The 13143-nt window shown below is 69.1% G+C and carries 12 protein-coding genes; 5 read left to right on the forward strand and 7 right to left on the reverse strand.

Annotated elements, in window-relative coordinates; all coding sequences use genetic code 11:
- Together ettA and FGL15_RS17425 are read left to right on the forward strand one after the other, a co-directional pair.
- Nucleotides 1–1683 carry an energy-dependent translational throttle protein EttA gene (ettA, locus tag FGL15_RS17420; protein ID WP_138946861.1) on the forward strand — a complete coding sequence of 561 codons (1683 nt, stop codon included), beginning with the start codon at nucleotides 1–3 and terminating at the stop codon, nucleotides 1681–1683.
- Nucleotides 1684–1770: 87 nt separating this feature from the next.
- Nucleotides 1771–2244, forward strand: a complete 474-nt coding sequence (locus tag FGL15_RS17425; protein WP_138946862.1) for a thioesterase family protein — start codon at nucleotides 1771–1773, stop codon at nucleotides 2242–2244.
- Between the two features lie 10 nt (nucleotides 2245–2254).
- On the opposite strand, the gene FGL15_RS17430 is transcribed toward FGL15_RS17425, so the two are convergent.
- Nucleotides 2255–3127, reverse strand: coding sequence for an acyl-CoA thioesterase II (locus FGL15_RS17430; protein WP_240773597.1), 873 nt, complete (start codon nucleotides 3125–3127; stop codon nucleotides 2255–2257).
- A 126-nt stretch (nucleotides 3128–3253) separates the two neighbouring features.
- Between FGL15_RS17430 and FGL15_RS17435 the strand changes: the two genes are divergently transcribed.
- Complete coding sequence (locus tag FGL15_RS17435; protein ID WP_138946863.1) at nucleotides 3254–3934, forward strand: hypothetical protein; 681 nt, start codon at nucleotides 3254–3256, stop codon at nucleotides 3932–3934.
- Between the two features lie 3 nt (nucleotides 3935–3937).
- Here FGL15_RS17435 and FGL15_RS17440 read toward each other — a convergent pair whose 3' ends face one another.
- The 6 genes from FGL15_RS17440 to pepN all read right to left on the reverse strand — a co-directional run bounded on the left by FGL15_RS17440 (nucleotide 3938) and on the right by pepN (nucleotide 11838).
- Nucleotides 3938–5620, reverse strand: a complete 1683-nt coding sequence (locus tag FGL15_RS17440; RefSeq protein WP_138946864.1) for an FAD-binding dehydrogenase — start codon at nucleotides 5618–5620, stop codon at nucleotides 3938–3940.
- A 55-nt stretch (nucleotides 5621–5675) separates the two neighbouring features.
- Nucleotides 5676–6080 (reverse strand): globin, encoded by a 405-nt coding sequence (locus FGL15_RS17445; RefSeq protein ID WP_079705698.1) that lies wholly within the window; start codon nucleotides 6078–6080, stop codon nucleotides 5676–5678.
- Nucleotides 6081–6100: 20 nt separating this feature from the next.
- A complete protein-coding gene (locus tag FGL15_RS17450; protein ID WP_079705699.1) occupies nucleotides 6101–7108 on the reverse strand; it encodes a mechanosensitive ion channel family protein in 1008 nt (335 codons plus the stop codon).
- An 81-nt stretch (nucleotides 7109–7189) separates the two neighbouring features.
- Nucleotides 7190–7864 (reverse strand): response regulator transcription factor, encoded by a 675-nt coding sequence (locus tag FGL15_RS17455; protein WP_138946865.1) that lies wholly within the window; start codon nucleotides 7862–7864, stop codon nucleotides 7190–7192.
- Nucleotides 7861–9093, reverse strand: a complete 1233-nt coding sequence (locus FGL15_RS17460) for a sensor histidine kinase (protein ID WP_138946866.1) — start codon at nucleotides 9091–9093, stop codon at nucleotides 7861–7863. Before FGL15_RS17460 ends, FGL15_RS17455 begins: the two co-directional genes overlap by 4 nt.
- Before the next feature lie 201 nt (nucleotides 9094–9294).
- Complete coding sequence (gene pepN / locus FGL15_RS17465) at nucleotides 9295–11838, reverse strand: aminopeptidase N (protein WP_138946867.1); 2544 nt, start codon at nucleotides 11836–11838, stop codon at nucleotides 9295–9297.
- A 142-nt stretch (nucleotides 11839–11980) separates the two neighbouring features.
- Here pepN and FGL15_RS17470 point away from each other — a divergent pair, with 142 nt between their 5' ends.
- Entirely contained in the window at nucleotides 11981–12604 is a 624-nt protein-coding gene (locus FGL15_RS17470) for a DsbA family protein (protein ID WP_138946868.1), read from the forward strand.
- Between the two features lie 35 nt (nucleotides 12605–12639).
- Nucleotides 12640–13128: a ribose-5-phosphate isomerase gene (locus tag FGL15_RS17475; protein ID WP_138946869.1), complete on the forward strand. Its 489-nt coding sequence runs from the start codon at nucleotides 12640–12642 to the stop codon at nucleotides 13126–13128.
- Nucleotides 13129–13143: the final 15 nt, after the last annotated feature.

Consider the following 13143-nt stretch of genomic DNA (forward strand, 5'->3'; position numbering starts at 1 on the left):
ATGGCTGAATACATTTACTCGATGGTCCGCGCCCGCAAGGCGGTCGGCGACAAGCTCATCCTCGACGACGTGACGATGGCGTTCCTGCCCGGAGCGAAGATCGGCGTCGTCGGCCCGAACGGTGCCGGTAAGTCCACGATCCTGAAGATCATGGCGGGGATCGACACCCCCTCGAACGGCGAGGCGAAGCTCACGCCGGGCTTCAGCGTCGGCATCCTCATGCAGGAGCCGGAACTCGACGAGGACAAGACGGTGCTCGAGAACGTCCAGGAGGGCGTCGGCGAGATCAAGGGCAAGATCGACCGCTTCAACGAGATCTCGCTCGCGATGGCCGAGCCCGACGCCGACTTCGACGCCCTGCTCGCCGAGATGGGCGTGCTGCAGGAGGCGATCGACGCCGCTGACGCCTGGGACCTCGACTCGCAGCTCGAGCAGGCGATGGACGCCCTGCGCTGCCCGCCCTCCGACGCCACGGTCGCCCACCTCTCCGGTGGTGAGAAGCGTCGCGTCGCGCTCTGCAAGCTCCTCCTGCAGAAGCCCGACCTCCTGCTCCTCGACGAGCCCACCAACCACCTCGACGCCGAGAGCGTGCTCTGGCTCGAGCAGCACCTCGCCCAGTACGCGGGCGCCGTGCTCGCCGTCACCCACGACCGGTACTTCCTCGACCACGTCGCAGAGTGGATCTGTGAGGTCGACCGCGGTCGCCTGTACCCCTACGAGGGCAACTACTCCACCTACCTCGAGAAGAAGGGCGAGCGTCTCAACGTCCAGGGCAAGAAGGACGCGAAGCTCGCCAAGCGCCTCGCGAGCGAACTCGAGTGGGTCCGCAGCAACGCGAAGGGCCGCCAGGCGAAGTCGAAGGCTCGTCTCGCTCGCTACGAGGAGATGGCGACGGAGGCCGAGCGCACCAGGAAGCTCGACTTCGAGGAGATCCAGATCCCCGCCGGTCCGCGACTCGGCTCGACGGTCCTCGAGGCCAAGAAGCTCGAGAAGGGCTTCGACGGACGTGTCCTCATCAACGACCTCTCCTTCAGCCTCCCGCGCAACGGCATCGTCGGCATCATCGGCCCGAACGGTGTCGGTAAGACCACGCTGTTCAAGACCATCGTCGGCATCGAGCCGCTCGACGCAGGCGAACTCAAGGTCGGCGAGACCGTGAAGCTCTCCTACGTCGACCAGTCCCGCGGGGGCATCGACCCCAACAAGACGCTCTGGGAGGTCGTGTCCGAGGGGCTCGACTACATCCAGGTCGGCAACCAGGAGATCCCGTCCCGCGCCTACGTGTCGACCTTCGGGTTCAAGGGGCCGGACCAGCAGAAGAAGGCCGGCGTCCTCTCCGGTGGTGAGCGGAACCGCCTGAACCTCGCACTGACGCTCAAGCAGGGCGGTAACCTCCTGCTGCTCGACGAACCGACCAACGACCTCGACGTCGAGACGCTCTCGAGCCTCGAGAACGCGCTCCTCGAGTTCCCGGGTTGTGCCGTGGTCATCACCCACGACCGGTGGTTCCTCGACCGCATCGCGACGCACATCCTGTCGTACGAGGGCACCGAGGAGAACCCGTCGAACTGGCACTGGTTCGAGGGAAACTTCGAGTCCTACGAAGAGGACAAGATCAAGCGCCTCGGACCGGACGCGGCCAAGCCGCGCCGCTCCGCGTACCGCAAGCTCACGCGTGACTAGGACTCGTGCGAACGGCCCATCGGCTTCCGCCGGTGGGCCGTCGTCCGTTCACGACCCGTACGTCCCCGACCCACGGAGGGCCCAGCAATGACCAGACTCCACGTGCCGATCCCGCTGCGGTGGGGCGACCTCGACGCCTTCAACCACGTCAACAACGCCTCGATGCTCAAGCTGCTGGAGGAGGCGCGCGTCCGCGTCTTCTGGATCCCGACGCTGGCGTCGGAGGACGTCCCGCCGACCGCGGTCATCGACGCGAGCCTCGAGGCCGAGACGCTGACGCTCGTGGCGCACCAGGAGATCGAGTACCTTGCCCCGATCCCGTACCAACGCGATCCTCTCGACGTCCAGCTCTGGATGGGCAAGATCGGCGGAGCCAGCCTGCAGGTCGCGTACGAGGTCTACTCGCCGCTCGGCGGGGCATCGCAGACGCTGTACGCCCGAGCCTCCACGACGGTCGTCATGGTGGACGCCAAGACGCTCAAGCCGCGCCGGATCTCAGACGTCGAACGTGCCGCTTGGGAGCCGTTCCTCGAGGAACCGATCGAGTTCTCGCGGCGCTGAGCGACGCCGGTCACCGAGGCGTCGGGAACCGCACCATGCCCTCCTGGGCGACGCTCGCGACGAGGCGACCCGCCCGATCGTAGATGCGCCCGAGGGACAGACCTCGTCCGCCGGTGGCGCTCGGGGAATCCTGCAGGTAGAGCAGCCACTCGTCGACGCGGGCGGGTCGGTGCCACCACATGGCGTGGTCGAGACTGGCGATCTTGATGCCCGGGGTGGCCCACGGGACGCCGTGACGACGGAGCACCGGCTCCAGGATCGTGTAGTCACTCGCGTAGGCGAGCGCGGCACGGTGCAGCGCCGGGTCGTCGGGCAGGTCCTCGATCGTCTTGAACCACACCGCTTGCCGGGTGGTCCGCTCGCCCTCCACCCGGAGGTAGACGGGGGAGCCGACGTGTCGGAGGTCGAAGGGGCGTCCCGTCGCCCACGCCTCGGCCGCCGGGTGGTCGATACCGCTGAGGAGCTCGGCGGCTGACGGGAGCGTCTCCGGGGCGGGGATCCCGTCGGGCAACTCGATCTGATGCTCCGGGCCCTCGTCCTGGGTCTGGAAGGACGCGATCATCGAGAGGATCGGCACTCCGTTCTGGTAGGCCTGGGTGCGCCGGGTGGCGAAGGAGCGTCCGTCGTGGATGCGGTCGACCGCGAAGGTGATCGGCAGGTCGACGTCGCCCGGTCGGAGGAAGTACCCGTGCATCGAGTGGATGATGCGCTCGGCGTCGACGGTGCGGGTCGCGGCGACGACGGACTGGGCGAGCACCTGACCACCGAAGACCCGCCCCTGCGGCATCCATTGCGACGGACCGGTGAAGATGTCCTCGTCGGTCCGGACACCGGGAGCACTGAGGTCGAGTGCGGTGAGCAGGGAGTGGATCGGTTCCTTCACGCGAACACGCCTTTCATCCGGGGGTCGAGGCTCGGTCGTCGATGCCCGACCCGACCCGCCGAGTCTATCCAGGCCCTGGCGACGCGGTACGGGAGCGCACACGGCGGTGGCGTAGATTGAGGGGAGATGTCCACCACCTTGCAGCTCCTCGACGCCACCTCGCTCGCCGACCTCCGAACCTTCCTCGCACGCGCCGCCCGGATCGACGATTCCGGTGTGCGACTCCTCGCTGCCGGGGACGTGCTGGCGGTCTCCGCCCCGGTGCTGCACCCGCAGGGTCTACTCGATCGGAGTCCGACGATCATCGGGATGCGCACCTTCGCTCTCGCCGAACCCGCCACGGCCGACGTGCTCGCGACCCCGCGTGAACTCATCGACCGCATCGTCCGCACGCTCGGCGGCGTCGCTGCCGAGGACCTGGTCGCGGATGCCCGCGAGACCGTGCCGCTCGAGCTGCCGCCGTCCACGAGGACGGCCCCGTGGGTCGGACAGGCACCGCCCCGTGGCGGCTGGGAACGTGCAGGCGACGTGGACACCATCGAGCTCGAACTCGTCGCGAGGACAGGGGCCACTGAGATCGCCGAGACGCTCCCCACGGCGGTGGGCGATCAGATCGTCCAGAAGGTGCGGTCGCAGGTGTGGTCCCGGCCGCTCGGCGACGGCCACGGACTCCCGACCGGAGCGGCGTTCGCCGCGGTGGGCCTCGGGTTCATCGCCGAGCCGGAGCGCGCGGCCGTCTTCCGCTCAGGTGGATGGGTCCGCTTGAGCACCCGACGCGGGCATGTGCTCGCGGGCGCCGTGTCCTGATCCTCAGGCGCCTGCCATCGCGCGGCCGGCGGTCCGTCCGCTGAACAGACACCCGCCGAGGAAGGTCCCTTCGAGCGCGCGGTAGCCGTGGATCCCTCCACCGCCGAAGCCAGCCGCCTCACCGGCGGCGTAGAGGCCGGGCACCGGGTTCCCGTCCGGGCCGAGGACCCGACTCGCGAGGTCGGTCTCGAGCCCGCCGAGGCTCTTGCGGGTCAGCACATGCAGCTTCACCGCGATGAGCGGTCCGGCCTTCGGATCGAGGAGCCGGTGCGGTGCGGCGACGCGGATGAGTTTGTCGCCCCGGTAGGAGCGGGCACCGCGGAGCGCCGTGATCTGCAGGTCCTTCGTGAACGGGTTGTCGATCTCGCGATCGCGGGCCTCCACTTCGGCGATGACGTTCGCCGCGTCGATGGGCGTCTCCGGGCTGAGCTCCTGCATCCCTGCGACCAGCTCGGTGAGCGTGTCGGCGACGACGAAGTCCGCGCCGTGTTCCTTGAACGCCTCGATCGGCCCGGGCGCACCCGGGCCGATGCGCTTCGCGAGCAGCCCGAGGTCCTTCCCGGTGAGGTCGGGGTTCTGCTCGCTCCCCGACAGTGCGAACTCCTTCTCGATGATCCGCTGGGTCAGCACGAACCAGCTGTGGTCGTGGCCGGTGGCACGCAGGTGCGCGAGGGTGCCGAGCGTGTCGAAGCCCGGGAAGAGCGGCACCGGGAGCCGCTTCCCGGTCGCGTCGAACCAGAGCGACGACGGCCCCGGCAGGATCCTGATGCCGTGCTGCGGCCAGATCGGATCCCAGTTGGTGATGCCTTCGACGTAGTGCCACATCCGGTCGCCGTTGATGAGATGCCCGCCCGCGCGCTCGCTGATCGCCAGCATGCGTCCGTCGACGTGCGCGGGGACACCGGAGAGCATGGTCGTCGGCGGCGTCCCGAGCCGGGCCGGCCACTGTTCGCGGACGAGGTCGTGGTTCCCTCCGATGCCACCGCTCGCGACGAGCACCGCGGGCGCCCTGCACGAGAACTCGCCGACGATCTCGCGTGAGCTCGGAGCCCCGCGCTCTGCATGCGACGGGGCGAGCACGGAGCCGCGGACGCCCACGACCGCGCCGTCCTCGGTGAGCAGTTCGTCCACGCGGTGCCGGAAGTGAGCCGACACCGTGCCGTCCTCGACGCCGGCGTTCACCCGTCGGACGAAGGGCGCGACGACCCCGGGTCCGGTGCCCCAGGTGATGTGGAAGCGGGGCACGGAGTTGCCGTGGCCGATGGCGCCGTAACCGCCCCGTTCCGCCCAGCCGACGACCGGGAAGAACCGCACGCCCTGCTCGTGGAGCCAGGCGCGCTTCTCGCCAGCGGCGAAATCGAGGTACGCCTCTGCCCATCGCTTGGGCCAGTGGTCCTCGGGACGGTCGAACGCTGCTGCGCCGAACCAGTCCTGGGTCGCGAGCTCGAGCGAATCACGGACGCCGAGGTGGCGCTGCTCGGGGGAGTCGACCAGGAACAGGCCGCCGAACGACCAGTGCGCCTGGCCACCGAGGTTCGACTCCGGCTCCTGTTCGAGCAGGATGACCCGCTTGCCGGCGTCGATGAGCTCTGCGGCCGCGACGAGCCCCGCCAGCCCGCTGCCGATCACGATCGCGTCGGCCTCGGTTCGATCGGCGGACGGGTTGGGAGGGACGGCTGCTGGCATCTGCTGACTCCTTCGGCACGGACGTGCGTCCGATCCTAGGACCGTGCGGCCGGAATCAGAGGAGACTGCGGCGCGGTGCCCCGGGATCCTCGTCGAAGGTGTTGACCATGGCGTGGGCTGCCCGCTCGAGGTAGTCCCAGAGCGTCGCCTCGTGCACAGGCGCGAGGTCGAGGCTGTCGACGGCGGCGCGCATGTGCAGCAGCCAGCGGTCGCGAGCGTCGGGGTTCACGTGGAAGGGCTGGTGCCGGAGCCGGAGACGCGGGTGGCCCCGTTCGGCGCTGTAGGTGCCGGGCCCGCCCCAGTACTGCTCGAGGAAGAGCATCAGCCGGTCGGCCGCCGGACCGAGGTCCTCCTCGGGGTACATCGGTTTCAGGACGGGGTCGCCGGCCACGCCGCGGTAGAACTCGTCGACGAGGGCCTTGAAGGTGGCGTGTCCGCCGACCTGCTCGTAGAAGGACATGCCTGGTGCCTGGGAGTCGGTCACTGCTGCCCTCTCGGGGGTCGCTTGGTCTTCGGCGCCCGTGGCGGGACCACCGTGGTCGGGTGGGTGCGCGGGGGACGCGAGCCGGTCACGCTTGCGGCACCCTCGAAGCCTGAGAGGACGATGCTGTTGAGCGACGGCAGTTTGACGTCCATCTCGTCGACGGCCCGCTTCAACCGCATCCGCAGTTCGCGAGCCACGTCGTCCTTGGCACTCGTGCGCGTCTTGATCACCAGGCGGATGACGAGTGCGTCGCCCGAGATCGACTCGAGACCCCACAGCTCGGGCTTCTCGAGGATGCGGGAGCGCCACTTGGGGTCGTGGGCGAGTTCGTTCGCCGTGTCGAGCATGCGCTCCTGGACGGCCTCGACGTCGGTGTCGTAGGGGATCGCCAGGTCGATGATGACCCGCGACCAGCCCTGCGACATGTTGCCGACCCGCAGGATCTCGCCATTGCGGACGAACCAGAGCGTGCCGTTGACGTCGCGTACCTGGGTGATCCGGATGCCGACGGTCTCGACGACGCCGGTGGCGGGTCCGAGGTCGACCACGTCGCCCACGCCCAGTTGGTCCTCGACCACCATGAAGAGGCCGTTCAGGATGTCCTTGACGATGTTCTGCGCGCCGAAACCGAGACCGGCACCGACCGCGGCCGTCAGCAGGGCGAAGGAGCCGATGATGCTCGAGTCGATGACGTTGACCACCAGGATGGCCGCGACGATGACGATGGTGACGTTGACGATGTTGCTGAGCACGGTACCGAGGGTCCGCGTGCGTTGGACGAGTCGGACGGCGGCGAGCGGCGAGGCGAGCAGCGATTGCGTGTCGGTGACGTCGGCGCTCTTCTTGACGCCGCTCACGATGCGGCCGACGACGCGTCGGATGACGAATCGGAGCACCCATGCGGCGGCGAACGCCAGGCCGATCACGACCACCACGCCGATGATCTTCCACCCCGCCGTCCAGAGGAAGGCGGTCACGTCAGGCCAGATCTCATCCCAGTTCATATGGACCTCAGTGTATCGAGCGACCCGGAGTGAACCGTGTGAGCCGCCCGAGTGCGAGCCGGACGGTGCCTGCGTGAACGGTCATGGACGCACGAGTCCGTGCTTGTAGGCGAAGATGACCGCCTGCACGCGGTCGCGCAGCTGCAGCTTCATGAGCACGCGACCGACGTGCGTCTTCACCGTCGACTCGGAGAGGACGAAGTGGGCAGCGATCTCCGCGTTGCTCAGGCCCTCCGCCATGGCGACGAGGATGTCGTGCTCTCGCGGTGTCAGCTCGGCGAGTTCGGCTGCCGAGCCGTCCTCGGCGGCCTTGGGTGTGCCGGGGAGGGCCGTCGCGAAGAGCTCGAGCATCCGCTTCGTGACGCGGGTCGAGACGGCGGCGTCGCCGGCATGGACCGCGCGGATCGCGGACGTCAGCTCGTTCGGCAGGGCGTCCTTCAGGAGGAATCCGCTCGCGCCCGCCCGCAGCGCTCCGAAGGCGTACTCGTCGAGGTCGAAGGTCGTCAGGATGATGATGCGGCTGTCGGGGTTCGCGGCGACGATCCTCCTGGTCGCCTCGATCCCGTCGAGTCCCGGCATTCGGACGTCCATGAGGATCACGTCCGGCCGCAGGGTGGCGGCGAGGTCGATCGCCTCGGCGCCGTTCGAAGCCTCACCGACCACGTCCAGATCGTCCTCAGCGCCGAGCACGAGACCGAATCCGAGCCGGATGAGCTGTTGGTCGTCGACGAGCAGGATGCGGACGGGGTCGGTCATGGTGTGGTTCCTCGTGGTTCGGTGGTCGGCGGGGACGTTCTCGTCGGGCGGGGCTCCAGCGGGAGGACGGCGTGGACGCGCCACAACCGATCACCGACGGCTCCGGCGGTGACCCGTCCCCCTTGGAATGCGACGCGTTCACGGAGGCCCAGCAACCCCTGGCCGGCGCCGAGCGACGGCGCGTCCGGAATGGACCCGTCGTTCTCGACGATGAGCTCGAGGTGCTCGTCGTCGGTGGTGATGACGACGTCGACGCGCTTCGGCCGCTCCGAGTACCGCAGCGCGTTCGTGAGTGCCTCCTGCGTGATGCGGTGCACGGCGAGCAGGATCGACGGGTCGTCCGTCGACGGCCCCGAGACGGTGAGTGCGACCGGCAGACCGAGCCCGCGGAAGGTCTCGACGAGCGCGGGGATCGACGCGGCGTCGGGTTGCGGAGCGAGGGGCGCGCTGCCGGTCTCGCGGAGGACGCCCAGCATGCGTCGCATGTCGACGAGGGAGCTGCGGGCGGCGTCGGTGACGGCGGTCATGGCGGACCGGGACGCCGTCGGGTCCTTCGTCGCCAGGGCACCCTCGCTCAGGGCGACGATGACGGTGAGACTGTGGGAGACGATGTCGTGCATCTCGCGGGCGATGCGGGTCCGTTCGGCGACGGCGGCGAGCTGAGCCTGCTGGTCGCGCTCGCGGGCCAGCTGCGCCGCCCGATCGACGAGGGCTTCGACGTACCGCTTGCGATTGCCGACGTTGATCCCGATCAGCAGACCGAAGAGCGCAAAGAGGACGACGGAGATGATCGTCTGTTCCGGCTCGCCTGGTGTGTGTGGCGCCGCCCACGGCAGGAAGGGGGCGAGGACGGCGACCACGGCGGCGGTGGCGAAGGCCTGCCAGCCGAGTGCGACGCTCCGGTACACGGCCACGGAGTAGAGCAGGATCGGCACCGCGAATGCGTCGACGCCCACCGTCTGTGCGACCGAGACGAGCCCGACCGCGATGACGAGCACGGTCATCGCGAGCGGCCGCCGTCGCCTGAACAGGACGGCGAGTGTCGTGATGCCCACGATCGCGACGGCGAGCGCGATGCGACCGGGCTGGGCCGCCAGGTCGACGTCGAACCACTCGACGGTGCTGACGGAGAGCGCGACGAGGAGGTACCCGGCGGCGATGAGCGAGTCGGCGGTCCACGGATGCCTCGACCACCAGCGTCGGACGACCCCGGGTGGGCGCGGAAGCATCAATGCGGCTTCCGTCGCGGCTCGGTCCCGGTCGGAGGAGGGCTTCCGAGCGGTCACGACGAGGACGACCCTGAGGGTCGGTCGTCGTTCACTGGGCCGCGCATCCCTCCAGGATACGGAGAACCCCTCCACAGCGGGTCGTGCCGTGGAGGGGTTCTCGCCAGATGTTCCTGGTACCGGAGTGCTATCCGGCCGAGTGGGTCACGCGGCGTCCCGCGCCTGTGCCGCGAGCGCCCGCTCGACCCCGGCGAGCGCTTCGACGAGCATGCGTCGGAGTGCCGGGACGTCGGCGTTGGCTTCCAACCACGCGCGGGTGCGGTCGCGGAGCTCGGTCGAGGCGAGTGCCGCCGGGTAGAGTCCCTCGACGATGTACTCGGCGATCTTGTAGCTGCGCGACTCCCAGACCGTTGTGAGCGCGGCGAAGTACGGCTCGACGAGCGGCTGCAGGACGGCCGGATCGATGACGTGCCCGAACCCGAGACCGACGTTCCGGACGATCGCGTTCGGCTGGTCGTCGCGCTCGACGACCGAGTCGAACGCCGCACGCTTGCCCTCGACGGTGGGGATCGTCGCCCGTGCACGAGCGGCCGCCTGCGCGCCGTTCGCCGTGTTGTCCTCGGCGAGCGCCGCATCGATGTCCGAACCGTCCGCGAGACCGAGGAGGACCAGGCCCTCGAGGAGCTCCCAGCGGAGGTCGGTGTCGATCTCCAGGCCCGGGAGTGCCGCGGAGCCGTCGCGCAGTGCACGCAGGTGCTCGCCGTGCTCGGGGGTCGAGGCGAGGGCGGCGAAGAACTTCACGAACTGGAACTGCGCGTCGGAGCCGGCCTCCGCCTCCTGGGCGAGCGTCCAGAGCGCGTCGCCGACCCGCGAGATGGTCGCCAGGCGGCGTTCCGGAGCGACGTAGTTGCGCGCGGCCAGACCGAGCTGGCCGAGCGTCGTGCGCAGGGTCGTCGACTCGGTTTCCGTCGCGATGTTCCCGAGGACGAGCTCCACGTAGTCGGAGGCGCTCGACTCGGCGTCGCGGGTCGCGTCCCAGGCAGCGCCCCAGACCAGCGAGCGCGCGAGCGGGTCCTCGATCGAGGAGAGGTGGCCGATCGCCGTCGCGAGCGACCGCTCGTCGAGGCGGATCTTCGCGTAGGCGAGGTCGTCGTCGTTCAGCAGCACCAGGTCGGGCTGCGTCTCACCGACGAGCTCCGGCACCTCGGTGAGCGCCCCGTCGACGTCGAGTTCGACGCGTTCCGTGCGGACGAGCTTGCCGTCCTGCAGCCGGTACAGGCCGATGGCGAGGCGGTGCGGACGCAGCGTGTCGTAGTCCGCGGGGACCGTCTGACGGACGGCGAACGCGGTGAACGCGCCGTCGGCGTCGACCGTGAACTCCGGGCTCAACGTCCCGACCCCGGCGGTCTCGAGCCACAGCTTCGACCACTCGCGGAGGTCGCGGCCGCTCGTCGCCTCGAGCTCGACGAGCAGGTCGTCGAGCACGGTGTTGCCGAACTCGTGCTTGCGGAAGTAGTTGCCGACGCCGGCGAAGAACGCCTCGATGCCCACCCAGGCGGCGAGCTGCTTCAGGACGGAGCCGCCCTTGGCGTAGGTGATGCCGTCGAAGTTGACCTGGACGTCCTCGAGGTCGTTGATGGTCGCGACGATGGGGTGCGTCGACGGCAGCTGGTCCTGGCGGTAGGCCCAGGTCTTCTCCATCGCGTTGAACGTCGTCCACGCCTCGGTCCACTCGGTGGCCTCAGCGGTGGCGATCGTCGAAGCCCATTCAGCGAACGACTCGTTCAACCACAGGTCGTTCCACCACTTCATGGTGACGAGGTCGCCGAACCACATGTGGGCGAGCTCGTGCAGGATCGTGACGACCCGGCGCTCCTTGATCGCGTCGGTCACCTTCGAGCGGAACACGTAGGTCTCGGTGAAGGTCACCGCGCCGGCGTTCTCCATCGCGCCCGCGTTGAACTCGGGGACGAAGAGCTGGTCGTACTTCTCGAACGGGTACGGGTACGCGAACTTCTCCTCGTAGTACGCGAAGCCCTGACGCGTCTTCTCGAAGATGTAGTCGGCGTCGAGGTACTCCGCCAGGCTCTTGCGAGCGAAGACGCCCAGCGGGATGGTCCGGCCGTCGCTCGAGGTGAGCTCGCTGCGCACCACGTCGTACGGGCCGGCCACGATCGCGGTGATGTAGGAGGAGATGCGCTGCGTGGGTGCGAAGCTCCAAGTCGCCGCGCCGTCGTGCGCCGGTACCGGCTCAGGCGTGGGGGAGTTGCTGACGACCTGCCAGGCCGCGGGCGCCGTGATCGTGAAGGTGAACGTCGCCTTCAGATCGGGCTGTTCGAAGACCGCGAACACCCGACGGGAGTCCGGCACCTCGAACTGGCTGTACAGGTACACCTCGCCGTCGACGGGGTCGACGAAGCGGTGGAGGCCCTCACCGGTGTTGGTGTACTCGGCGTCCGCGTCGACGACGAGTACGTTCTCCGCAGCGAGGCCGTCGAGCTGGATGCGCACGCCGTCGGAGACGGTCGTCGGGTCGAGCTCGACGCCGTTCAGCGTGACGGAGTGGACGGTGCGCGTGATGGCGTCGATGAAGGTCGAAGCACCCGGTTCACCGGTGAAGCGGACCGTCGTGGTGCTGCGGAACACCTCGGGACCGGTCGTGAGGTCGAGCACGACCTCGTAGCTCGACGTGTCGACGAGCGCCCTGCGCTCCTGGGCTTCGACTCGGGTGAGGTTCTCTCCTGGCACAACTGCTCCCTGGTGTTGATGGACACGTGACGTGTGAACTGCACGTGGTCGCTCGTGACGACCGCGGCACGGTCAACCAGCCTAGACCCGCCGTCCGTCCGTTTCGGGGGAGTCGACGGGGATCGGCGCGTAGGGTGACGGCATGACGACTACAGCTGCAGACACCACCCGCGTCGACTTCTGGTTCGACCCCTCCTGCCCGTGGGCCTGGATGACCTCGCGTTGGGTCGACGAGGTCACCGACGCCCGGAACCTCGACGTCCACTGGCACATCATGAGCCTCGCCGTCCTCAACGAGGACCAGGACGTCAGCGACGACTACCGGGCCTTCTTCCCCCGGGCGCTCCGATACACGCGGCTCGTCGCCGCTGCGGCAGCCGAACACGGACACGCGGTCGTCAAGCCCCTCTACGACGCGCTCGGGACGCGGATCCACCCCGGCGGACGCGCGGAGGACGTCGACGCCGTGATCGCCGAAGCCCTCGCCGAGACCGGGCTCCCTGCGGCGCTCGCCGAAGTGTCGACGACGGACGCCTACGACGGGCCCATGCGCGAGAGCCACTTCGACGGCATCGGACGGGTCGGTCAGGACGTCGGCACCCCCGTCATCGCGATCGACGACGTGGCGTTCTTCGGACCCGTCATCTCACCGGCGCCGAAGGGCGACCAGGCGCTCGCGCTGTGGGACGGTGTCGTCGCCGCTGCCGCCTACCCGGGCTTCTTCGAGCTGAAGCGCAGCCGCACGGCGGACCCGATCTTCGACTGACGCGACGCCGGCGCCCGGAACCCTAGACTTTCCACATGCGCATCCACATCGCCACCGATCACGCCGGTCTCGAGCTCAGTCAGTTCCTGCAGGACCACCTGCGCGCAGCCGGTCATGACGTCGTCGACCACGGCCCGGCCGAGTACGACGCGTTGGACGACTACCCGGCGTTCTGCATCAACGCGGCGAAGGCGGTCGTGCGCGACCAGCAGGCCGGTGTGGACGCGCTCGGCGTGGTGTTCGGCGGCTCGGGCAACGGCGAGCAGATCGCCGCGAACAAGGTCGTCGGTGTCCGCGCGGCGCTCGTCTGGAACCTCAGCACGGCGCAGCTGGCGCGGCAGCACAACGACGCCAACGTGATCTCGATCGGTGCGCGCCAGCACAGCACCGACGAGGCGGTGTCCTTCATCGACGCGTTCATCGCCGAGCCGTTCAGCCTTGAGGAACGTCACGCCCGTCGGATCGCCCAGCTCGCCGAATTCGAGGCGACCGGCACCATCGCCGGTAGGCACGTCGACGCCTGACGCGTCCTCCACCGC

It is taken from the genome of Plantibacter sp. M259 (genome assembly GCF_006065115.1).
GTDB classification, from domain to species: Bacteria; Actinomycetota; Actinomycetes; order Actinomycetales; family Microbacteriaceae; genus Plantibacter; species Plantibacter auratus.

What these genes read in the sequence shown, in the direction of transcription:
- ettA (WP_138946861.1), top strand. Translation starts at nt 1, where the DNA reads ATGGCTGAATACATTTACTCGATGGTCCGCGCCCGCAAGGCGGTCGGC.
- FGL15_RS17425 (WP_138946862.1), top strand. Translation starts at nt 1,771, where the DNA reads ATGACCAGACTCCACGTGCCGATCCCGCTGCGGTGGGGCGACCTCGAC.
- FGL15_RS17435 (WP_138946863.1), top strand. Translation starts at nt 3,254, where the DNA reads ATGTCCACCACCTTGCAGCTCCTCGACGCCACCTCGCTCGCCGACCTC.
- FGL15_RS17440 (WP_138946864.1), bottom strand. Translation starts at nt 5,620, where the DNA reads ATGCCAGCAGCCGTCCCTCCCAACCCGTCCGCCGATCGAACCGAGGCC.
- FGL15_RS17445 (WP_079705698.1), bottom strand. Translation starts at nt 6,080, where the DNA reads ATGTCCTTCTACGAGCAGGTCGGCGGACACGCCACCTTCAAGGCCCTC.
- FGL15_RS17450 (WP_079705699.1), bottom strand. Translation starts at nt 7,108, where the DNA reads ATGAACTGGGATGAGATCTGGCCTGACGTGACCGCCTTCCTCTGGACG.
- FGL15_RS17455 (WP_138946865.1), bottom strand. Translation starts at nt 7,864, where the DNA reads ATGACCGACCCCGTCCGCATCCTGCTCGTCGACGACCAACAGCTCATC.
- FGL15_RS17460 (WP_138946866.1), bottom strand. Translation starts at nt 9,093, where the DNA reads ATGCTTCCGCGCCCACCCGGGGTCGTCCGACGCTGGTGGTCGAGGCAT.
- FGL15_RS17470 (WP_138946868.1), top strand. Translation starts at nt 11,981, where the DNA reads ATGACGACTACAGCTGCAGACACCACCCGCGTCGACTTCTGGTTCGAC.
- FGL15_RS17475 (WP_138946869.1), top strand. Translation starts at nt 12,640, where the DNA reads ATGCGCATCCACATCGCCACCGATCACGCCGGTCTCGAGCTCAGTCAG.